Annotated in this window: 17 protein-coding genes, 1 tRNA gene and 1 riboswitch; of the genes, 8 read left to right on the top strand and 10 right to left on the bottom strand. The window is 69.1% G+C overall.

Annotated features, from left to right (window positions below):
• Positions 1-12 precede the first annotated feature (12 nt).
• Genes ABGB01_RS16205 through ABGB01_RS16185 form a run of 5 tightly spaced genes read right to left on the bottom strand, consistent with a single transcriptional unit; the run spans position 13 to position 5,388 of the window.
• Positions 13-1,473 carry a penicillin-binding protein 2 gene (locus ABGB01_RS16205; RefSeq protein ID WP_347774123.1) on the bottom strand — a complete coding sequence of 487 codons (1,461 nt, stop codon included), beginning with the start codon at positions 1,471-1,473 and terminating at the stop codon, positions 13-15.
• Positions 1,470-2,864 carry an FtsW/RodA/SpoVE family cell cycle protein gene (locus ABGB01_RS16200; protein WP_347774122.1) on the bottom strand — a complete coding sequence of 465 codons (1,395 nt, stop codon included), beginning with the start codon at positions 2,862-2,864 and terminating at the stop codon, positions 1,470-1,472. Before ABGB01_RS16200 ends, ABGB01_RS16205 begins: the two co-directional genes overlap by 4 nt.
• Positions 2,865-4,163 (bottom strand): Stp1/IreP family PP2C-type Ser/Thr phosphatase, encoded by a 1,299-nt coding sequence (locus ABGB01_RS16195; protein ID WP_347774120.1) that lies wholly within the window; start codon positions 4,161-4,163, stop codon positions 2,865-2,867.
• Positions 4,160-4,630, bottom strand: a complete 471-nt coding sequence (locus tag ABGB01_RS16190; RefSeq protein WP_132590700.1) for an FHA domain-containing protein — start codon at positions 4,628-4,630, stop codon at positions 4,160-4,162. Before ABGB01_RS16190 ends, ABGB01_RS16195 begins: the two co-directional genes overlap by 4 nt.
• Positions 4,631-4,647: 17 nt before the next feature.
• A complete protein-coding gene (locus ABGB01_RS16185; protein WP_132630681.1) occupies positions 4,648-5,388 on the bottom strand; it encodes a DUF3662 and FHA domain-containing protein in 741 nt (246 codons plus the stop codon).
• Positions 5,389-5,587: 199 nt separating this feature from the next.
• On the opposite strand from ABGB01_RS16185, the gene ABGB01_RS16180 reads away from it, so the two are divergent.
• Positions 5,588-5,670: transfer RNA gene (locus ABGB01_RS16180), tRNA-Leu, on the top strand.
• A 544-nt stretch (positions 5,671-6,214) separates the two neighbouring features.
• Here the strand turns inward: ABGB01_RS16180 and ABGB01_RS16175 are convergent.
• Positions 6,215-7,231, bottom strand: a complete 1,017-nt coding sequence (locus ABGB01_RS16175; protein ID WP_347774119.1) for a hemolysin family protein — start codon at positions 7,229-7,231, stop codon at positions 6,215-6,217.
• Positions 7,228-8,574 carry a hemolysin family protein gene (locus ABGB01_RS16170; RefSeq protein WP_347774118.1) on the bottom strand — a complete coding sequence of 449 codons (1,347 nt, stop codon included), beginning with the start codon at positions 8,572-8,574 and terminating at the stop codon, positions 7,228-7,230. Before ABGB01_RS16170 ends, ABGB01_RS16175 begins: the two co-directional genes overlap by 4 nt.
• A gap of 290 nt (positions 8,575-8,864) precedes the next feature.
• Between ABGB01_RS16170 and ABGB01_RS16165 the strand changes: the two genes are divergently transcribed.
• Positions 8,865-10,130: an LCP family protein gene (locus ABGB01_RS16165; protein ID WP_347774116.1), complete on the top strand. Its 1,266-nt coding sequence runs from the start codon at positions 8,865-8,867 to the stop codon at positions 10,128-10,130.
• Between the two features lie 5 nt (positions 10,131-10,135).
• Here ABGB01_RS16165 and ABGB01_RS16160 read toward each other — a convergent pair whose 3' ends face one another.
• Positions 10,136-10,795, bottom strand: a complete 660-nt coding sequence (locus tag ABGB01_RS16160) for a GPP34 family phosphoprotein (RefSeq protein ID WP_347774115.1) — start codon at positions 10,793-10,795, stop codon at positions 10,136-10,138.
• Positions 10,796-10,818: 23 nt separating this feature from the next.
• Here ABGB01_RS16160 and ABGB01_RS16155 point away from each other — a divergent pair, with 23 nt between their 5' ends.
• Entirely contained in the window at positions 10,819-11,424 is a 606-nt protein-coding gene (locus tag ABGB01_RS16155; RefSeq protein WP_347774114.1) for a transcriptional regulator, read from the top strand.
• A gap of 46 nt (positions 11,425-11,470) precedes the next feature.
• The gene (locus ABGB01_RS16150; protein ID WP_347774113.1) at positions 11,471-12,349 is read left to right on the top strand and encodes a DNA-formamidopyrimidine glycosylase family protein; all 879 of its coding nucleotides are present in this window, start codon (positions 11,471-11,473) and stop codon (positions 12,347-12,349) included.
• 130 nt (positions 12,350-12,479) lie between these two features.
• Here ABGB01_RS16150 and ABGB01_RS16145 read toward each other — a convergent pair whose 3' ends face one another.
• Entirely contained in the window at positions 12,480-13,997 is a 1,518-nt protein-coding gene (locus ABGB01_RS16145; protein WP_347774111.1) for an MFS transporter, read from the bottom strand.
• A gap of 75 nt (positions 13,998-14,072) precedes the next feature.
• Here ABGB01_RS16145 and ABGB01_RS16140 point away from each other — a divergent pair, with 75 nt between their 5' ends.
• The 3 genes from ABGB01_RS16140 to ABGB01_RS16130 all read left to right on the top strand — a co-directional run bounded on the left by ABGB01_RS16140 (position 14,073) and on the right by ABGB01_RS16130 (position 17,076).
• The gene (locus ABGB01_RS16140; RefSeq protein WP_347774110.1) at positions 14,073-14,507 is read left to right on the top strand and encodes a helix-turn-helix domain-containing protein; all 435 of its coding nucleotides are present in this window, start codon (positions 14,073-14,075) and stop codon (positions 14,505-14,507) included.
• Between the two features lie 410 nt (positions 14,508-14,917).
• A complete protein-coding gene (locus tag ABGB01_RS16135) occupies positions 14,918-15,241 on the top strand; it encodes a rhodanese-like domain-containing protein (protein ID WP_347617580.1) in 324 nt (107 codons plus the stop codon).
• A 397-nt stretch (positions 15,242-15,638) separates the two neighbouring features.
• A riboswitch (TPP riboswitch) is annotated at positions 15,639-15,751 on the top strand.
• Entirely contained in the window at positions 15,742-17,076 is a 1,335-nt protein-coding gene (locus ABGB01_RS16130; RefSeq protein ID WP_347774109.1) for a cytosine permease, read from the top strand. It overlaps the preceding riboswitch by 10 nt.
• Here the strand turns inward: ABGB01_RS16130 and ABGB01_RS16125 are convergent.
• Positions 17,039-17,614: a methylated-DNA--[protein]-cysteine S-methyltransferase gene (locus ABGB01_RS16125; protein ID WP_347774108.1), complete on the bottom strand. Its 576-nt coding sequence runs from the start codon at positions 17,612-17,614 to the stop codon at positions 17,039-17,041. The genes ABGB01_RS16130 and ABGB01_RS16125 overlap by 38 nt on opposite strands.
• Before the next feature lie 96 nt (positions 17,615-17,710).
• Between ABGB01_RS16125 and ABGB01_RS16120 the strand changes: the two genes are divergently transcribed.
• Positions 17,711-19,591, top strand: coding sequence for a PAS domain-containing sensor histidine kinase (locus ABGB01_RS16120; RefSeq protein WP_347774107.1), 1,881 nt, complete (start codon positions 17,711-17,713; stop codon positions 19,589-19,591).
• The last annotated feature ends 45 nt before the right edge of the window (positions 19,592-19,636 follow it).

Raw genomic sequence — 19,636 nt, 5'->3', positions numbered from 1 at the left:
GGTTACCGTCTCTCACTTGTTCAGCACCGCCTCCATCACGGCCTTGCCGATCGGCGCGGCGGTGCCGCCGCCCGTCGCCTCCGCGCCGACGTTGGCCGCACCGGACTCGACGATGACCGCCAGGGCCACCTTGGGGTCCTCGGCCGGTGCGAAGGAGATGAACCAGGCGTGCGGAGGCTGGTTGTCGGACGTCTCCGCGGTGCCCGTCTTGCCCGCTACTTGGACGCCCGGCACCTGCGCCCGGTTGGCGGTGCCGTTGCTGACGACACTCACCATCATGTCGCGCAGCTTGGCCGCCGTCTCGGTGCTGACCGCCTCGCTCAGCTCTTCCTGCTCGGCCTCTTCGATCGAGTCGCCCTTGGCGTCGGTGACCTTCTTGACGAGGTACGGCTTCATCACCGTGCCCTCGTTGGCGATGCCCGCGGAGATCATGGCCATCTGCAGCGGCGTCATCTGGTTGCTGCGCTGCCCGATGGAGGCCATCGCGACGGCCGCTTCGTCCTCACGGGGGCCGAAGTCGCTCTGGGCCACGGGCATCGGGATCGCGAGCTGCTCGCCCATGCCGAACTTGGCCGACTGCTCCTGCACCTTGTCGTAGCCCAGGTCGATGCCCATCTTGCCGAACGGCGTGTTGCACGACCTCTCCAGCGCGAAGACCAGCGTGACCTGGCCGCTGCCGCAGGCGGCGCCGCCGTAGTTGGGCAGGCTGATGGTCGTGTTGGGCAGCGGGAGCCGCTGCGGCGCCTCCACGGTGGTCTGCGGCCCCCGTGAGGTGTCGTCCTCGAGATAGGCCGCCATGGTCACGACCTTGAACGTCGAGCCCGGCGGGTAGGTGCGGTCGATCGTACGGTTGAGCAGCGGCTGGTTCTTCTGCTTGGCCAGCTCGTCGTAGCGCGGGAACACCTTGCTCTTGTCGGTCAGCGACAGCTCGGCTGGGTCGTAGGTCGGCAGCGAGACCATCGCCAGGATCGCGCCCGTCTTCGGCTCGAGCGCGACGACGGCGCCGCGCTTGCCGCTCTGGCGCAGTGCGTCGTAGGCGGCCTTCTGCACCTTGGGGTCGATCGTGACCTCGACGTTGGCGCCCTTGGTGGGCTCGCCGGTGAACAGGTCGATGCTCCGCCTCAGCAGCAGGTCGGCGCTGGAGCCGTCGAGCAGTTTGTTCTGGGTGCCCTCGATGGCGCTCGCGCTCTCCGGCGAGAAGAAGCCGGTGACGTGCGCGTAGAGCTCGCCCTCGGGGTATTTCCTGACGAACTTGAACTGCTTGCTGTCGGTCTCGACGGACTGCGCGATCACCTTGCCGCCGGCGGTGATGCGGCCACGCTCGACGGCGTAACGGTCGTAGAAGTTACGGGTGTTACGGGCGTCGCTGCTCAAGCCTTCGGCTCTCACGGCCTGCAGGTAGTTCACGTTGACCATCAGAAGCGCGAACATGGCCAGGCAGGCCACGGCCGCGCGCTTGAGCGTGCTGTTCATCGCTGGAACACCTGCGTCATCCCTTCGTTCTGGATCGCCTGGGGCGGAGGCTTACGCGCCGCATCCGACATGCGTACCAATAGCGCGATAAGGATCCAGTTAGCCAGCAGCGCTGAGCCACCCTGCGACATGAAGGGGGTCACCAGGCCGGTCAGGGGAATCAGGTTGGTCACGCCGCCCACGATGATGAACACCTGCCAGGCGAGGATGAACGACAGGCCGCCCGCGAGCAGCTTGGAGAACGGGTCACGGGCCGCCAGCGCGGTGCGCAGGCCCCGCTGAACCACCAGGGCGTAGAGCATGAGCAGCGCCATCAGGCCGGTCAGGCCCAGCTCCTCGCCCGTCGCGGCGAAGATGAAGTCGGAGAAGGCCAGCGGGATCAACTCGGGGTGTCCCTGGCCGAGCCCCGTGCCGAGGATGCCACCCGAGCCCATGGCGAACAGCCCCTGCATGAGCTGCGCGCTGCCGCCGACGCGGTCGAAGAGCGCGGGGTCGCTCGGGTTGAGGAAGACCTCGAACCGTTGCTGGACGTGGTCGAAGACCAGGCCCGCCAGGATGGCGCCGCCCGCGAAGAGCAGGATGCCGATGATCACCCAGGAGACACGCTGCGTGGCGATGTAGAGCAGCGCGATGAATGTGCCGAACAGCAGCAGCGACGACCCCAGGTCCTTCTGCATCACCAGGACGCCGAGGCTGACGCCCCACGTGATGAGGACCGGACCCAGGTCACGCGCGCGCGGCAGGTCGATGAAGAGCAGCCGCCGCCCGGCGAGGGCGAGCACGTCGCGCTTGGCGACCAGATAGCCGGCGAAGAAGATGACCAGCGCCAGCTTGGCGAACTCGGCAGGCTGGAGCTGGCCCAGGCCGGGGATGCCGATCCAGATCCTGGCGCCGTTGATCTCCTGGCCGAGGAACGGGATCAACGGCGAGACCAGCAGGAGCAGGCCTAGGGCGCCCGCCGTGTAGGTCAGGCGCTGCAGTGCGCGGTGGTCACGCAAGAAGATCAGCGTGACGCTGAACAGCACGATGCCGACGAGTGTCCACATCAGCTGCGAGTTGGGCGAGGCCAGCCTGGCGGAGGGCAGGTTCGAGTCGGACTCGGAGAGCCGAAAGATCATCACCAGGCCGAGCCCGTTGATCAGCGTCACCAGCGGCAGGATCAGCGGGTCGGCCCACGGCGCGAACTTCGCCAGCACCGCGTAGGCGGCCAGCATCAGCCCGCCCAGGCTCAGGCCGTACGTCAGCATCCCCGACGGGATCGCGCCGTCCATCGCCAGGCCCACGTTGGCGTACGCCCCCATGACGGTCAGCACCGCGAGGGCGAGCATGACCAGCTGAGCCCCGCGGCGCTTGGCCGGCATCGGGACCGGTTCGGCGGCGACTTCGCTCATCTACTGCTGCTGTTTCGTCTTGGTCGCGCTCGCGGTCGGCGTGGGCGACGTGGTGGCGGACGGGGACGTTTCGCTCTGCTGGTCCTCGGAGAACTTCAACGCGTTGATCCTCGTGATGCCTTCGTCGACGGTGGTGACGGGGAAGGTGCTCTTGATGAGCTCCTGATCCGCCTCCGACAGCTGGGAGAGCTGCCGGCCAGTGGGCCGCGAGACCTCGAAGAGCTGGAAGGGGCCCACCTCGACCTTGATCCCCTGGAACACGACCACCTCGTCGCCCCTCGCACCGACGAAGAACTGGTCCTGGGTCCACTGGTATCCAAAGTAACCGCCGACACCGACGGCGAGCGTTCCGATGCCGAGCACGGTGACCAGCACGGGCCACAGACGACGGCGGCCCGACCGCCGGGACGCCTGCGCGACCGGCTCGTCGAAGTCACCGTCGTCCGCGATCACCGGCTGGGGTGCGGTCACCGCGCCGGCTCGCCCCGGCGGCTCGGCCTCCTGGGCGGCGCCCCGCAGGCGGTTCATGCCCGCGGCGCCCACGACGGCGGCGTCGGTCGGCACCTGCTGCCCATCGGTGATCTCGAGCACGTCGGCCAGCACACACGTGATGTTGTCGGGCCCGCCGCCTCGGTTCGCCAGATCGATGAGCTGGCGAACCACCTCTTCCGGATCATCGATGTTGGTGAGCGTGGCGTGCATCGTCTCCGCGCTCACCACGCCTGACAGGCCGTCGGAACACAGGAGGTAGCGGTCGCCCACCTGCGCCTCGCGGAGCGTGAGGTCGGGATCGACCTCGCCGCTGCCGTCGAGCGCGCGCAGCAGGATCGACCGCTGCGGGTGCGTGGCCGCCTCCTCCGGCGTGATGCGCCCGTCGTCGACGAGCTGCTGGACCAGGGTGTGGTCATGGGTGATCTGGTAGAGCTCCCCGCGCCTGAGCAGGTAGGCGCGCGAGTCGCCGACGTGCACCAGGGCGACCTGGGTGCCGTGCCAGAGCATGGCCGTGAGAGTCGTGCCCATGCCTTTGAGGCTGGGATCCCGCCCCACCATCTCGTGCAGCTTGCGGTTGGCGTCGCGTACGGCTGCCTCGATGGCGTTGAGCAGGTCACCCCCCTGTTGAGCCTCTTCCAGAGAGGCCATGGCGTCGATGGCGACTGAGCTCGCCACCTCGCCGTGTGCGTGCCCGCCCATGCCGTCGGCGACGGCGAGCAGGCGGCCGCTAGCGTACGCCGAGTCCTCGTTCCCTTCGCGGAGGAGGCCGACGTCCGAGCGGGCGGCGTAGCGGAGTGCGATGGTCATTTGCGCAATTCAATGACTGTCTTGCCGACGCGGATCGGAACACCGAGCGGCACCGGGGTCGGGCGGGTGACTTTCGAGCGGTCGAGATACGTGCCGTTCGTCGAACCGAGATCTTCCACGATCCACTGACCGTCCTGAGGGAAGAGCCGGGCATGCCGGCTGGATGCGTAGTCGTCGCTGACTACCAGCGTGGCGTCGTTCGCCCGGCCAATGGTGATGGGCGTCTCCGTGAGGTTAATGGTGGTGCCTTGCAGGGGGCCACCGGTAACGACGAGCTGGCGTGGCTCACCCTTCTTGCTCTTGGGCTTGGCCACGGGTTTGGCGGGTTTCACGCCTTTGCGTGGGCCCGCGGGAGCCGTGCGTGAACCGAACAAGTCAGTCCGGATCACGCCGACTGCGGCAATGACGAAGAACCACAGCACCGCCAGGAAGGCGAGCCGGATCAGCAGCAGCGTGAGCTCGGACATGGACCGTCTGTCTACCTCTAATCGCGCCGGAACACCAGAGTCGTGCGCCCCAACGTCACTCGCGTGCCGTTCTGGAGCTCGATCCTGCGTACCGGCTGGCCGTTGACAAAAGTGCCGTTCGTCGACCCGAGATCGACGAGAGCCACGAGCTGGCCCTCGACACGCAGCTCCGCGTGATGACGCGAAACGCCCGGATCGACCAGACGAAGATCGCAGTCCGTACCCCTGCCTAGCAAGGTCACCGGAGTGGTGAGCTCGTAGGAACGGTCGCCCTGCGGGTCGTCCTGGGTGGAGACGAGCAGCCTGGGCCGCCCCTGGAACGCGTGCGGCCTCGACGGAGGCAGGTCGCTCGCCGGGTGGCGAATCTCGTCCTGCTCCACCGTGGCGCCGCGGATGACGCCTGACCTGATGCGGAACAGTCCGACAGCCAGATCGCCGGCCGTCTCGAAACGCACCCGGACCGGTCCCACGAAGGAGTAGCCCTGCTCCTTGGCGTACTCCCTGGCGAGGTTGGCCAGCTCGTGGCTGATGCTGTCGGCGTAGACCTCAAGCCGCTCGCTGTCGGTCGTGGACAGCTCAACCACGAAATCGTTGGGCACGAGTGTGCGGCCTTGGGCGACGATCGCCGCACGCTCATCCATCTCCCGCTGAACCGCGCTGGCGACCTCGACCGGCTGAAGGTCAGATTTGAACGCCCGCGCAAAGGCTCCCTCAACCAAGCCTTCGAGCCTTCGCTCGAAGCGCTGAAGGACTCCCACCGGGTACCTCCCTTCCTCCGTGCATATGATCGCGGCCCCCAGACGCTCGTGGCGCCCGGTCTCCGCTCGTTCCACTTCACGGCGTCCCTGGCGCTCGTCAGCTGTCGCGCCCAGCTCCTCCGCTCCCGTGTCTTATGCGATCGTATCCGGGTTCAGTACCAGTGGCTGTTCCGTGCTACTGTTCTTTCCGCACCCAAAAGGGCGGGTGGCGGAACGGCAGACGCGCACGGTTCAGGTCCGTGTGTCCGAAAGGACGTGAGGGTTCAAATCCCTCCTCGCCCACTCGTTGACAGGGGATCCTTGGTCGCAAGCCTTTCAGGCGTTGCTCCCTCGGGTCCCCTCGCCGTGTCTCCCGGGGGATAACCCCCGGACCCCCAGGCAGGGTCGCTGGCGCTCCCGGGGGAGACCCCCGGGCCCCCATCACAACCCCGTTGTGGTTGGTGTTCGGCCACGCCCTCTTGTGGTGGTGTTCGGCCGGCCCTCTTGTGGGTGGTGTTCGACCAGGCCCTTTTGTGGGTGGTCTCCGGCCGGTCCCCTCGTGGGTGGTGTCCGAACTTCCCTTTGTGGGTGGTGTTCGGCCGGTCCCCTCGTGGGGTCCGGCCAACCGTTCTCGGGTTGTGTCCGGGCAGCGCCTTTGTGGGTGTCCGGTGGTGCTCCTGGGTTCTTTTGTGCAGACCCACATTGGCGAAGCTTGTTGCGGATCGCAAGGGCCGGGGTCTTCCTTTTCAAGAATCTGTCAGTGATGGGGGTTCTCGGGACTGTACGCCTTGGTGGTTGCAAGATGCTTTCTGGTCGCTTGACCGTTGCTGTGTGTTTTAGTTCACAGTCACGCTGCTTTGGTCCTGGTGTCCAGGAGCTCCCCCACCAGGTCCGTGAGGCTCACCATTCCGATGACCGCGTCCTGCTGGTCCGTGACCAGGGCGAGGTGGGCTCTGGCCTCCTGGAGGGCCGTCACCGCCTCGGGGATCTGGGTGGTGCTGCGGAGCCTCGGCACCTTCCTGGCCAGCTCGCGTGCCGTCTTGCCGGGGTTGAGCAGGGCGTCCCTGGCGTGCAGGGCGCCTTCTATGGCCGCCTCGTTCTCCACCAGGAGGCGCAGGTGGTTCGTGGCCGCCGCTGTCTGCTTGATCTCCGAGGTGCCGGCCGTGGGGGCGACCTTGGCCGCTCGGGCGATGGGGGTCATCAGGCGTTCGATGCCCTCGTCGTCGAGGCGCAGGGCGCGCGTCAGGAGGTCGTGTTCCTCCCTGTCCAGCAGGCCCATGCGGCCCGACTCGCCCACCAGCATGGCGAGCTGGCGCGGGGTCCTGGTCGTCGCCAGCTCGTCTCTCGGCTTGACGCCGAAGAGGCGGAGTATGACGTTCGTCAGGCCGTTGAGCGCCGAGAGCAGAGGACGCATCAGCCACGTGAAGCCGCGGAACGGCAGGGTCAGCAGGAGCGCCGCGCGCTCCGGGTGGGTCAGCGCCCAGGACTTGGGGGCCATCTCGCCGATGACCATGTGGAGGAACGTCACCAGGGCCAGGGAGAGGGTCAGGGCGATCGGGAGGCGCAGGCCCTCAGGGACGCCCACCATGGCGAAGACGGGCTCCAGATAGTGCTCGATCGCCGGCTCGGTCACCTGGCCCAGGCCCAGCGTGCACAGGGTGATGCCGAGCTGGGCGCCGGCCAGCATGAGAGAGAGCTGGCGGCCGCCGCGCACCGCCGACTTGGCGGTGAGCCTGACCAGGCGGTTGCCGCCCGAGGCCATCTCCTCGAGGCGGTGACGGCGCGAGGAGACGAAGGCGAACTCGGCGGCCACGAACAGCGCGTTGAAGGCCAGCAGCGCCAGGCTCAGAATGATCATGCTCATCGGGCGGCCTCCGCGTGTCGCGCAGGAGCCAGGCGCACCCACTCGGGCACCCTGCGGTTGAGTGACATGACCGTGAGCTCCGCCAGGTGCTCCTCGACGTCCTCGGTGAACGGGTCGGTGTCAGGCTTGATCGGGACGGTCACCGTGTCGCCCTGGTCGGGCATCCTGCCCAGCCTGGCGAGCACGAGCCCGGCGAGCGTGTCGTAGTCGTCGCTCTCCGGCAGCGCCACACCGGTGGCCCGCTCGACCTCGTCGAGCCTGAGACTGCCCGGCACCTCCCAGACGCCGCCCGGGTGTTCGAGGGCGCCGACCGGCTCCGGGTCGTTCTCGTCGACGAGCTCGCCGACCAGCTCTTCCGCCAGGTCCTCGACGGTGATCACGCCGGCCAGGCCGCCGTACTCGTCGATGACGCAGGCGACGTCGTCCTTGGCCACCCGCATTCTCTCCAGTACGGCGGGCAGCGGCACCGAGGCCGGCACCAGCAGCGCGGGGCGGGTGATCGTGGAGATCGGGCCCTCCTCCAGGCCGGAGGTGAGCAGCTCGCGCACGCCCGTCACACCGACGACGTCGCCGTCCTCGGCGAGGACCGGGTAGCGGGAGTGCCCGCACTCGCGCATGGCGTCGAGCAGGTCGGAGATGGGCTGCGCGTCGCGCAGCGCGACCACGCGGGGCCGCGGGACCATGATCTCCTCCGCGTTGCGGTCGCCGAACTCCAGCGCCCTTTCGAGCAGCTCCGACAGCTTGGGAGGCAGCTCGCCCGCCTGGGTCGACTCCGCGATGATGCGCGAGAGCTCCTCGGGCGTCACGCCGTGCTCGACCTCCTCCACGGGTTCGATGCCGACCCGCCTGAGCAGCCCGGTGGCGGCCGAGTCGAAGAACCGGATCACCGGCCCCACCACCGTGAGATAGACCAGCGTCGAGCGGGCCAGGAACTTGGCCACCACCTCCGGCCTGGCGATGCCGAGGTTCTTCGGGGCCAGCTCGCCGAGCACCATCTGCACCACGGTCGCCACGAACACGCCCGTTGCCACGGAGACGCCGGTCATCATGCCCTCGGGAAGCCCCCAGTCGGACAACCACGGGCGTACGATCACGGCGATCGCCGGCTCGGCCAGGAAACCGACCAGCAGCGCGGTGACCGTGATGCCGAGCTGCGCGCCTGAGAGCATGAAGGAGAGGCGGGACGTCACCTGGAGGGCCCTCTCGGCGGCGGTGTCACCGGCGGAGGCCTGCTCGCGGAGGATGCCGCGGTCGGCGGCGACGAAGGCGAACTCCTGGGCGACGAAATAGCCGGTCGCCGCCGTGAGGAGGATGAGGGACAGCAGCCCGAGATAAGCGCTCACCGCAGTGAGCCTTCAGGGGAACCCGTGCCTGAGCACGGGCAAAGACTCCACGAGTCCGGAGCGGACACGATCATCCCTTCGATAGAGGTCGTCCATAACCGTAACGATGCCGATGGCCTCTATGTTTCCTGAGCCCGCGCGAGGACTCGTCGCCGGTTTGGCGGCGGCCCGGCTCCACCGTTACGGTCGGCTGGTCTGTGTACTTTTCCGTGGGAATTCCTTGACCGAACGCCTTCACTGCCAGGGGTTGGACGTAGCGTCTATGTACGAAGCGAAGGGGAGAAGGCGAAGTGTCTGAGGACGACCGTACGCGGGCCATGCGCTCGCCGGGCGACGGCCGCCCGCTGCCACCGCGGCCCAACGACGTCCCGCGCTCGGGGGGCGCCCCCGCGCACCGGTTCCCGGCGGGCGGGCCGGGCGCGCCAACCCACAAGCTTCCCGCCGCCTCCCAGATCCCCGAGCCGCCGCCGGGCCCGCCCGGCTCCGAGCCGCGCCGGTCGAGCGGGCGCGTGTACGGCAGGCAGCGCTCCGGCGGCGGAGGCGGTCCCGTCAGGCCGTTGAGGTCGAGGGGCGGGCAGGAGCCGAGGGAACCCCGCAAGAGGCCCTCGGGCAGGACGATCGCGAAGATCGTCGCGGGGCTCCTGGTCGCGCTGCTGGTCGCGGCCGTGGGCATGTTCTTCTGGATCGACTCGAGGCTGGCCGGCATCGACGACGTGCTCACCGATTACGAGGACCGCCCCGCTGACGGTCCCGGCACCAACTGGCTGCTCGTCGGCTCCGACAGCCGCAAGGGGCTGTCGAAGGCCCAGCGCAGGAAGCTGGCCACCGGGCGCGCCGTCGGGCAGCGTACGGACTCGATGATGTTGTTGCACATCCCCGACACCGACGACCCGCCGACGCTGGTCAGCCTGCCGCGCGACCTGGCCGTCACCATCTACGGCAAGCAGCGCGACAAGCTCAACGCCGCCTACAACGGCGGGCCGCAGCTGCTGGTCCGCACCATCGAGACGGTCACCGACCTGCGCGTCGACAACTACATGGAGATCGGGTTCGCCGGGTTCGTCGACATCGTGGACGCGGTTGGCGGGGTCGAGATGAACGTGACGGCCGCCGTGAACGACCCCAAGGCGGGGCTCAAGCTGAAGAAGGGCAAGCAGGTGCTCAACGGCGCCCAGGCCCTGGGCTACGTACGCACCCGCAAGGGCGGCGCGTTGCCCGACTACGAGCGCACCAAGCGGCAGCGTCAGTTCCTCGCGGCGGTCGTGAAGAAGGCGGCCAGCCCTGGGGTGCTCATCAACCCGTTCACCTCGATCCCGCTGGCGATGAGCGCCACGGACGCGGTCACGGTCGACTCCGGCACCGGCGCCTTCGACCTGCTCTCGCTGGGGCTCGCCATGGGCGACAGCCCGGTGACGACGGTGGTGCCGTTCGGCGGCAACGAGACCCTGCCCAACGGCGGCGTGGCCGTCAAGTCGGACCGGCAGAAGGCGCTGGCGCTGTTCAACGCGCTGAAGGAGGACAAGCCGGTGCCGAAGAGCGTGCTCGACGCCCGCTGATGCCGTCAGCCGCCGCTGCCGCTGCTCGCGGCGGCGGTGGTCGCGGCGCTGATGGCGGCCATCGTGGCCGCGTTGATGGCGGCGATGGTCTTGGCGACGGCGTCGGCCGTCCACGCGCCCTCGGAGATCTCCTTGATCCGCTGCTTGTTCGCGTCAGGGAAGGCCTTGCGGTCGAGCTTGGCCGCGTGCGCGATCGCGATCAGCACCGCCGTGCGGGGGTCGGGGGTGGCGCCCGCGAGCACGGCCGACACCCGCTCGCGCACGTCCGCCTCGACGCCGGGGTGCGCCTCCGGCCAACGGGTGACGGGGAAGATGCCGAGGGCCCTGCCGCGCTCCTCCGCCAGCACGCCCGACTCCGCCAGCTTGGTCAGCAGGCGCGTGCGCAGCTTGCCCGTCTTCAGCCGCTGCACCCACCAGGCGGGTTTCCTGGCCTTGCTCTCGGTGGCGATGCGGGTCAGCGCGGCGTCCAACTCCGCGTCGCCGAGCGGGCTCGGGTCGGTGACCGCCACCTTCTTGTCGGACAACTCGAGCCGCCCGGCCACGGCCAGCTCGGCGAGGAGCGCGCCGGCGAGCGCGGAATCGAGTCGCGTGGAGTCGATGAGCGGGGTGCCCTTGTCGTCCCGGTAGGCCAGCAGGAGGAACTCTTCGGCGATCGTCACAGTCATCTTCCGACACTAACCTCCCAGCCATGAGCATTTCGGAGAAGTTGCACGCCATCGGCCGTCCCTTGCTGCAGGCGCAGCTCGACCATCCCACGGTGATCGGGATCGGCCGCGGTGACCTGGCGGAACCGGTGTTCAGGTCGTGGCTGGAGCAGGACTACCTGTTCCTGCTGGACTATGTGCGGGTGTTCGCGCGGCTGGCCTGGCAGGCGCCCGACCCGCACCTGGGCGACCTGGTCGACCTGGCGCACGCGACGTACCACGACGAGCTGAACCTGCACAGGTCGTTGTCGGCGGACTTCGGGGCCGACCTGGAGGGCGCGGTGAAGGGGCCGGCGTGTGCGGCGTACACGGGGTTCCTGCTGGAGTCGGCGGCGTCGTACGGGGAAGGGCTGGCGGCGCTTTACCCGTGTATGTGGGGATATTCGACCCTCGGGCAGATATTGGCGGAGAATCCGCCTACTGAGCCGAGATATCGGGCCTGGGTGGACACGTACGCCGACCCCGGGTTCGCCGCGCTCGCCGTACGCATCGCCCAGATGATCGACGAGGCCGACCCGGACCCGGCGCGGGCGGAGGCGAAGTTCAGGGAGGGCATGGCGCACGAGCTGGCCTTCTGGAGCGTGCCGTAGCATCCACAGGCTGTGGACGGCGTGGCGCGGACCGTACCCTGGTGACATGCCGGAACTTCCCGAAGTGGAGTCACTCACCCAATTCCTGCGCGAGCGGGCGGTGGGCCGCACGATTGTGGGGGTCGACGTGGTCGGCTTCCAGGCGCTCAAGACGTTCGACCCGCCGGCCACGGCGCTCGGCGGGCTGAGCATCACCGGCGTGGCGAGGCACGGCAAGTTCCTCGACCTCGACTGCGACGGCCTGCACCTGGTCATCCACCTGGCCAGGGCGGGGTGGCTGCGCTGGCGCGACGACCTGTCGGGCGCCAAGCCCGTCCGCCCCGGCAAGGGGCCGCTCGCGTTGCGGGTCCGGCTCGCGCCCGACGACGAGGGGGCGGCGCCCGGCTTCGAGCTGACGGAGGCGGGCACCCAGAAGCGACTCGCCGTCTATGTCACGCGAGATCCGGGCGAGGTCCCCGGCATCGCCGCGCTCGGCCCCGACCCCCTCGACCCGTCCTTCACGGTCGCCGCGCTCAAGCGCATCGTGGGCGGCAACCGCACCCAGATCAAGGGGCTCCTGCGCGACCAGAAGATCATCGCGGGCATCGGCAACGCCTATTCCGACGAGGTGCTCCACGCGGCCAGGATGTCCCCGTTCAAGATCGCCGCGACGCTCACGGACGCGCAGATCGCCGACCTGCACGAGGCCATCGTCACGACGCTCGGCGAAGCGGTCGAGCGGGCGCACGGGCTGGCCGCGAAGGACCTCAAGGCGGAGAAGAAATCGGGGCTGCGGGTGCACAACCGCGCGGGGCAGCCGTGCGACGTCTGCGGCGACACGATCCGCGAGGTGTCGTTCGCCGACTCGGCGCTGCAGTATTGCCCCACCTGCCAGACCGGCGGCAAGCCCCTCGCCGACAGGCGGCTTTCTCGTCTGTTGAAGTGATTCCCTCTCCTGTTACGGCGCAGCCGGCGTCACCGCACGCGCCGACGCCGGGTGTTCTGTTTGCTGGTTTGTTCTTTCGTTGTACGGCGCAGCCGGCGTCACCGCACCCGCCGACGCCGGCCGCCGTCTGTCATGGCCGGTCGTGAAGGCTCACGGGCTGCTCGCCGTGACGAGCGCCTCCTTGACCGTGTTCCGTGGTTCCCGCGCCTGCTTGGCCGTGCCCTGTGGGTTCTTCCGGCAGCCCGGCCACCAGGACGTTGGTTGTCCTGCGGGGCCGTCTGGTGAGCAGGGCCGTTGCCGCGACGGCGCTCGCCAGCAGCGCGGCCGCCAGCGGGACCGCCAGGGCCGTGCGGAAGGCGGTCATCCCGGCCTCCTGCGTGGTCGCGCTGCCGAGCGCGGCCACGTTGACCGCCGTGACCATCGACACGCCCAGCGCGGCGCCGAACTGGAACGACGAGTTGATCAGCCCGCCGGCCAGCCCTTGCTCGCGGGCCGCGATCCCGTCCGTGGCCGTGATCATGAGCGGGCCGTAGGCGAAGGCGAACATCAGGGCGATCAGCACCATCGACGGCACCATCGCAGCGTAGGTCCAGTCCAGCCCGGCGCCCAGGAAGAGCACGTAGGCCAGCAGGCCCGACAGCAGGCCGCCGAGGATGACCTTGGCGTTGCCGTACCGGTTGACCAGCCACGGGGTGAGCGTCGGCGCGATCACCACGTCGGCGGCGGCCGCCAGCAGGGCGAGCCCGGTCTGCATGGGTGACCAGCCGCGCAACTCCTGCAGGTAGAGCGTGACCAGGAACTGGAAGCCGAAGAAGGAGGCCGTGAGCAGGACGGCCATCACGTTGGCCCGGACCAGCGCCGCCGACCTGAAGATGCCGAGGCGGACCAGGGGGTGCGGGGAGCGGCGTTCGATGGCTGCGAACCCCGCCAGCAGGCCCAGGGCCGCGGCGAAGACCGCGAGCGTCAGCGGCAGGCCCTCGGACGGGTGCTCAAGGCGTACCACTCCATAGACCAGCAGCATCATCGCGCCCGTCACGCTCGCCGCGCCCGCCAGGTCGAAACCGCCGGCCGGGCGCTCCTCCGCGGGCGCCTTCTTGATCAGCAGGATCGCGGCGAGCAGGATCACCAGCGACATCAGCACCGGGGCGAAGAAGACCCAGCGCCAGCCGAACGTGGTGAGCACCCCGCCGAACACCAGGCCGAGCGCGAAGCCGGCGGCGCCGGTGCTGCCGTAGATGATCAGGGCGCGGTTGCGGTCGCGGCCCTCGGGGAAGCTCGTGGTGATCAGCGACAGCCCCGCGGGCGTCATGAAGCCGGCGGCCACTCCGGTGACGAACCTCGCCAACAGCAGCACCCAGCCGTCGTTCGCCACTCCGCCGAGCCCGGAGAAGGCCATGAACACCCCCAGCCAGAGCAGGAACATGCGCCGCCGGCCCAGCAGGTCGGCCGCCCGGCCGCCGAGCAGCACGAAGCCGCCGTAGCCCAGGACGTAGGCGCTCACCACCCCGCTGAGCATGCTCGTGGGCACGCCGAGATCGGCCCGGATGGCGGGGAGTGCGACGTTCAACATGGCGACGTCGATGCCTTCGAGAAAGATGGCCCCGCAAAGAACGATCAGTACGCCCCACGTACGAGCAGGGACAGGCATGACAACCCCCGGTTACCGAAAATCATGTTGGTTCCTTGTTGTAACCGTCCACATCATTGGCCATCATGAGACTTCATGGAAGAAGGCACTTCCGAGTCACTCGGTTACTCCGCAGGCACCATGGACGACGACTACGACGCGCGCCAGTGGGACACCCGTGAGGACTGCGAGGTGCGCCAGATCCTCGATCGCATCGCCGACAAGTGGTCGCTTCTCGTCATCGCCCTGCTCGACTGCAAGAGCCTGCGTTTCACCCAGCTCCGCCGGGAGATCGACGGCGTCAGCCAGCGCATGTTGAGCGTCACGCTGCGCCAGCTCGAACGCGATGGCCTGGTCAGCCGCACGGTCCACCCCGTCGTCCCGCCCAGGGTCGACTACGCGCTGACACCGCTCGGCCGTACGCTGCACGAGACCATCAAGTCCCTGGTCACCTGGACCGAGGCCCACCAGGAGGAGATCGCCCGCGCCCGCGCCGCGTACGACGCACGCGCTCAAGACCTCACTTCGTGAGGCGGGCTCGGTCGTCCGATGCCGTCGTCTTCCCCTGTCACTCCTTCGTCGTTCCTCCTCCGGGCGACGGCACTCCCTCGCGTGTTCTTGGCCTCACTTCGTGAGGCGGGCTCGGTCGTCCGATGCCGTCGTCTTCCCCCGTCACTCCTTCGTCGTTCCTCCTCCGGGCGACGGCACTCCCTCGCGTGTTCTTGGCCTCACTTCGTGAGGCGGGCTCGGTCGTCCGATGCCGTCGTCTTCCCTTGTCACTCCTTCGTCGTTCCTCCTCCAGGCGACGGCACTCCCTCGCGTGTTCTTGGCCTCACTTCGTGAGGCGGGCTCGGTCGTCCGATGCCGTCGTCTTCCCCCGTCACTCCTTCGTCGTTCCTCCTCCAGGCGACGGCACTCCCTCGCCGGGAGATGATGGAGTCATGACCGTTCCTGAGATCGAGCCGGGCGGCATCCCGGCAGACGCCTACCTTCTCGACGTCCGCGAGCAGGACGAATGGCGGGCGGGCCATGCCCGTGAGGCGGTGCACATTCCGATGACCCAGATCCAGGGCCGGGTCGACGAGGTGCCGAGCGACCGGACGGTCTACGTCGTCTGCCGGGTGGGCGGCCGGTCGCTGCAGGTGGCGGCCTGGCTCAACCAGCTCGGGCGCGACGCGGTCAACGTCGGGGGCGGCATGCAGTCGTGGGAGGCGGCCGGGCGTCCGCTGGTCAGCGAGACGGGGGAGCAGCCCTTCGTGGCCTGAGCCGGACGCCCTGCCACCGCGCGCCACAGGCGCTCCGGAGCAGGCCAGAGCGCCACCCATGAGTGCCATGGGTGGCACTTTCGACGCCTGTACGGCTACGGAGTGCCGTCAGCTTTCCCCCTTTTCGCCTCCCCGAGGCGATTGCTCTTTGCGCTGCTGGACACAACCGGCTTGCGGTTGAATGTCGCCGCAGGCCGGCAATTGATTGGCAGGATATGCAGGCTTGAGCGGGTTATGCGATGGTGTGAAGGGACACGAATCCCCCCTTTTCTGCCGTACGCCCGCCGGCCGTTCGCTCTCGCCGTGACGTGGGTCATGCCAGCCCGGGCTGGCCGAACGTGGATGGATGAGGCATCATGGGGCCCGCGGAACTTGGGCATTCCGGCTCCGCACCTACAAATCAATCCGCGGGAGCTTGAGGCAATCAGGCTGAGAGGGCGACTACGGCTGTCGCCGACCGCATGAACCTGTCCGGGTAATGCCGGCGTAGGGAGTGTGCGATGTCGCACGTCGCCGATGAAGTTCCGCTGACTCTCGACGGTCAGCCCCCCAAGACTCTGGGCGTGCTCGATCAGGGCGCGCTCTGGGCCAACCTCGGTGTCAGCCTCCTCGGCTTCTCAGGGGCGCTGCTCCTGCTCAACCCGACCGGCGACGCGCCGCTGAGCCTGGCCGCCGCACTGGTGGCGACGGTGGTCGGCAGCCTGGTCGGCACGGCCATGGTGGGCCTGTCCGCCATCCCCGGCACCCGCACGGGGCAGCCCGCGATGGTGCTGCTGCGCGGCCTGTTCGGGGCCAGGATCTCCTACGCGCCCACGGTGCTGAACATCGTGCAGATGCTCGGATGGGGCGCTTTCGAGCTGTGGGTGATCGCCAAGGCCGCCACCGCGATCTTCGGCGGGGTGGCGTACCCCGTGTGGGTGGTGCTGGCGGGCGTGCTGACCACCGCGCTCACGATCTGGCCGCTCGGCGCGATCCGCCTGCTGCGGCGGTACGTCACCGTCGGCGTGATCGTGTCGATGATCTGGTTCACCTGGTTCTTCCTGTCCGAGGCGCCCGCGCCCGCCGGCGGGTCGTGGACCGGGTTCGCCCCGGCCGTCGACTACGTGATCGCGCTGTCGGTGTCCTGGGTGCCGCTGGCCGCCGACTTCGCCCGGCACTCCCGCTCGGGACGGGCGGCGTTCACCGGGATCGTCGGCGGCTACACGATCGCCCAGGTGGCCTGCCTCGGGCTCGGCGTCTACGCCGTGGCCATCGCCGGCGCCGCCGCCGTGGAGGCCGACAACACGGCCGTGTTCACCCCGTTCGTGGCCGTTCCGCTGGGCGCGCTGTTCTTCGGCATCCTGGTGTTGCGCGAGACCGACCAGTCGTTCGCGAACGTCTACTCCACCACCATGTCGCTGCAGAACCTGATGCCGCGCGTCGACCGGCGGGTCATCTCCACCGCCATCGGCGTGTTCACGGTCGTGATCGCCCTGGTCGTCGACGTCACCTCGTACGGCGCGTTCCTGGGCGTGATCGGGGCGGTGTTCGTGCCGATGTTCGCGGTGCTGGCCGTCGACTATTTCGGGTTCGGCCGCTCCGACCACTGGAACACCGACGAGGACGCCCCCTCGCGCTGGTCGATGCTGGTGCCGTGGGCGCTCGGCTTCGCCGCCTACTGGCTGACCACCTCGACGCCCACCATCGCGGCGTGGGACGGGTTGTGGGCGTCGGCCCGCGACGCCATCGGCTTCACCAGGCAACCGTGGATGAACGGCGCGCTCGGCGCGGCGGTGGTGGCGGCCCTCGTGACCGCGCTCATCGGCGTGCTGCGGAGGCGCGCTGTTCGACGTTGAGCAGGTGCTGCTTGGCGCTCGCGCCACCCGCGTACTCGCCGAGCGCGCCGTCCTCGCGCACCACCCGGTGGCAGGGCACGATCACGCAGACGGGGTTGGAGGCCAGCGCGTTGCCGATCGCGCGCAGCGCGCGCGGCCTGCCGATGCTCTGGCCGATCTCCTCCAGCGTCGTGGTCGTGCCGTAGGGGACCGCCGTGGTCTTCTGCAGCACCGACCGGGCGAACGTGGTGGCCAGCGCCCAGTCGACCGGCGTGGCGAACGCGCGCAGCCGGCCGGAGAAGTAGGCGTCGAGCTCTCTGCGCACCGGGTCGAGCCGCCGCGCGTCGTTGCCGATGAACGTGCCCACATGCCGGCTGACCAGCTCGAAGACGTCGTTCTCCCTCTCGAAGCTGCAGGCCGCGATGCCCTTGCCGGTCACGGCCAGCACCAGCCTGCCCACGGCGCCGTCGTAGGTGCCGAACGCGATGTCGGGCGGCGTCTCGCCGCGGTAGGTGCTGGAGGTCACCCGCAACAGGGCATCGAGATCACCGCTCGCCATTCGCCCTCACCCTCCACACCCGCCGAGATCGCCGTGACCGCAGCGTATCGGACGGATCGCCCGACGCACCTACCAAGCCACGTGCACTATGGAGGTGTGGGGGACGAATGGGCCGGTAGTGACGACGAGATCGCACGCGCGGTGCTCGCCGGTTCGCCCAACGCCGTCGTGGCGCTCGACCGTGACCAGAGCGTGCTGGTCTGGAACGAGGCCGCCGAGCGGTTGTTCGGGTGGGCGGCCGAGGACATGCTCGGGCGGCGGGCGCCGATCGTGCCCGGCGAGCTGACCGCCGAGCTCAACGCCGTGCTGGAGCGCGTACGCACGGGAGAGTCGGTGTCGCTGCGCACCAAACGCCTGCGCAAGGACGGCGTCCTGCTCGACCTCCGGGTGGACATCAGCGCCCTGCGCCTGGGCAACGCCGTGGCCGGATACGTCTGCGTGCACCATCCGGCGTGGGCCGACGAGCTGGCCAGGCACCGCATGGCGCGCAGGGAACGCCTCGTGCGCAGGCTGACGGACGTGGTCGGCGACATCAACTCCGAGCTGGAGTTGTCGGCCGTGCTCGACCGGATCTCGGCCAGCCTCACGGAGCTCACCGGCGCGGACGCGGGCGGGTTCGTGCTGATCGAGGGCGACCGGTTGCGGCTGGTCAGCACCTACCAGTTGCCGGAGGCGATCAGGGGCACCACCACCGACCTGCGTACGAGCCTTGTGGACAAGTTGTTACGCACCGGCAAGACCGTCATGCTGGAGACGAACGGGCTCGACGAGCTGGTGTGGGCGCGGCTGGACGGCCTGCACACGATCACTCTGGGCCTGGCCGCCGTCGGCGGGCGCCCGTACGGAGCTCTCTACGCGCTCTTCGCCCGGCGTGTCCCCGGGCATCTCGAACTCGAACTGCTGGAACTGCTCGCCGGTCATGCGGGCATCGCCGTGGGCAACGCGGTCGCCTACCAGGAGGCGGTGCGGCAGCGGGCCCATGAGCGGGCCGTCTTCGACGCCAGTGCCGACGGCATCGCCGTGCTCGACGGGGCGGGCCGCGTGGTCCGCTGGAACCCGGCCGCCGCCGCTCTGACCGGGTTCTCGGCTGACGACGTCATCGGCGGGCCCCCGCCGTTCCCGCTGCCCGAGCCGGGTGAGAAGGTCACGTTCCAGTTGGAGACGGGCCCCTGGCTGGACGTGGTGAGCGCGCGGATCGAGGAGACCGGCGAGGTGGTCATCGACTTCCGCGACGTGACCGCGGCCAAGGAGCTCGAGGAGGCCAAGGACCTGTTCCTGGCCACGACCAGCCATGAGCTGCGCACTCCGATCACGATCGTGCGGGGGTTCGCCAGCACGCTGGACTCGCGCTGGGACAAGCTGAGCGACCCCGAGCGCCGTTCGGCCGTGCACACGATCGCCGAGCGGTCCAGGTCGCTCGGCCAGCTCATGGACCACCTGCTGCTGGGCTCCAGGGCGGGGGCGGACGAGCTCAAGGTCCGGTTCGAGGAGTTCGACCTGGCCGAGCGGATCCGGGCCGCCACGCTCGGGCTGCCCGTGTTGTCGGACAAGCACCGGGTCGAGGTGACGCTCCCTGACGGACTGCCGAACGTGCTGGGTGACGCGCTGGCCACGGACATCGTCCTGGGGCAACTGCTGGAGAACGCCTTCAAGTACTCGCCCGAGGGCGGGTTGATCGCCGTGGAGGCCTGGCCCGAGGCCGGCAACGTCGTCGTGGTCGTCGACGATGAGGGCGTCGGAATCGCCCCGCCTGACCGGGAGCGGATCTTTGAGCGCTTCGTCCAGGTGGACAGCGGCGACCGGAGAAGGTTTGGTGGAGTAGGGCTCGGGCTCTACATCGTCCGCAGCCTCGCGAGGGCACAAGGAGGCGACGTGAGCGCCCATCCGAGACCGGGAGGTGGCACCCGCATGCGGCTCGTTCTGCCCTATCGGATCCGACACACCGATGCGGTAACGAGGCGGTCACAGTTGCGCTGATCTATCGTCCAATGTGTACAAGCTGTGATCGAGATGCGGTTTCTG

Origin of the sequence: Nonomuraea sp. B5E05, assembly GCF_039880665.1 — a bacterium.
GTDB lineage: Bacteria > Actinomycetota > Actinomycetes > Streptosporangiales > Streptosporangiaceae > Nonomuraea.
The sequence above is the reverse complement of the archived record's forward strand: the minus strand, read 5'-3'. Positions and strand labels throughout refer to the sequence as shown.

Bases quoted from the DNA above. Each gene is read 5' to 3' on its own strand.
- ABGB01_RS16205 (WP_347774123.1), bottom strand. From the start codon at position 1,473: ATGAACAGCACGCTCAAGCGCGCGGCCGTGGCCTGCCTGGCCATGTTC.
- ABGB01_RS16200 (WP_347774122.1), bottom strand. From the start codon at position 2,864: ATGAGCGAAGTCGCCGCCGAACCGGTCCCGATGCCGGCCAAGCGCCGC.
- ABGB01_RS16195 (WP_347774120.1), bottom strand. From the start codon at position 4,163: ATGACCATCGCACTCCGCTACGCCGCCCGCTCGGACGTCGGCCTCCTC.
- ABGB01_RS16190 (WP_132590700.1), bottom strand. From the start codon at position 4,630: ATGTCCGAGCTCACGCTGCTGCTGATCCGGCTCGCCTTCCTGGCGGTG.
- ABGB01_RS16175 (WP_347774119.1), bottom strand. From the start codon at position 7,231: ATGAGCATGATCATTCTGAGCCTGGCGCTGCTGGCCTTCAACGCGCTG.
- ABGB01_RS16160 (WP_347774115.1), bottom strand. From the start codon at position 10,795: ATGACTGTGACGATCGCCGAAGAGTTCCTCCTGCTGGCCTACCGGGAC.
- ABGB01_RS16155 (WP_347774114.1), top strand. From the start codon at position 10,819: ATGAGCATTTCGGAGAAGTTGCACGCCATCGGCCGTCCCTTGCTGCAG.
- ABGB01_RS16150 (WP_347774113.1), top strand. From the start codon at position 11,471: ATGCCGGAACTTCCCGAAGTGGAGTCACTCACCCAATTCCTGCGCGAG.
- ABGB01_RS16145 (WP_347774111.1), bottom strand. From the start codon at position 13,997: ATGCCTGTCCCTGCTCGTACGTGGGGCGTACTGATCGTTCTTTGCGGG.
- ABGB01_RS16140 (WP_347774110.1), top strand. From the start codon at position 14,073: ATGGAAGAAGGCACTTCCGAGTCACTCGGTTACTCCGCAGGCACCATG.
- ABGB01_RS16135 (WP_347617580.1), top strand. From the start codon at position 14,918: ATGACCGTTCCTGAGATCGAGCCGGGCGGCATCCCGGCAGACGCCTAC.
- ABGB01_RS16130 (WP_347774109.1), top strand. From the start codon at position 15,742: ATGTCGCACGTCGCCGATGAAGTTCCGCTGACTCTCGACGGTCAGCCC.
- ABGB01_RS16125 (WP_347774108.1), bottom strand. From the start codon at position 17,614: ATGGCGAGCGGTGATCTCGATGCCCTGTTGCGGGTGACCTCCAGCACC.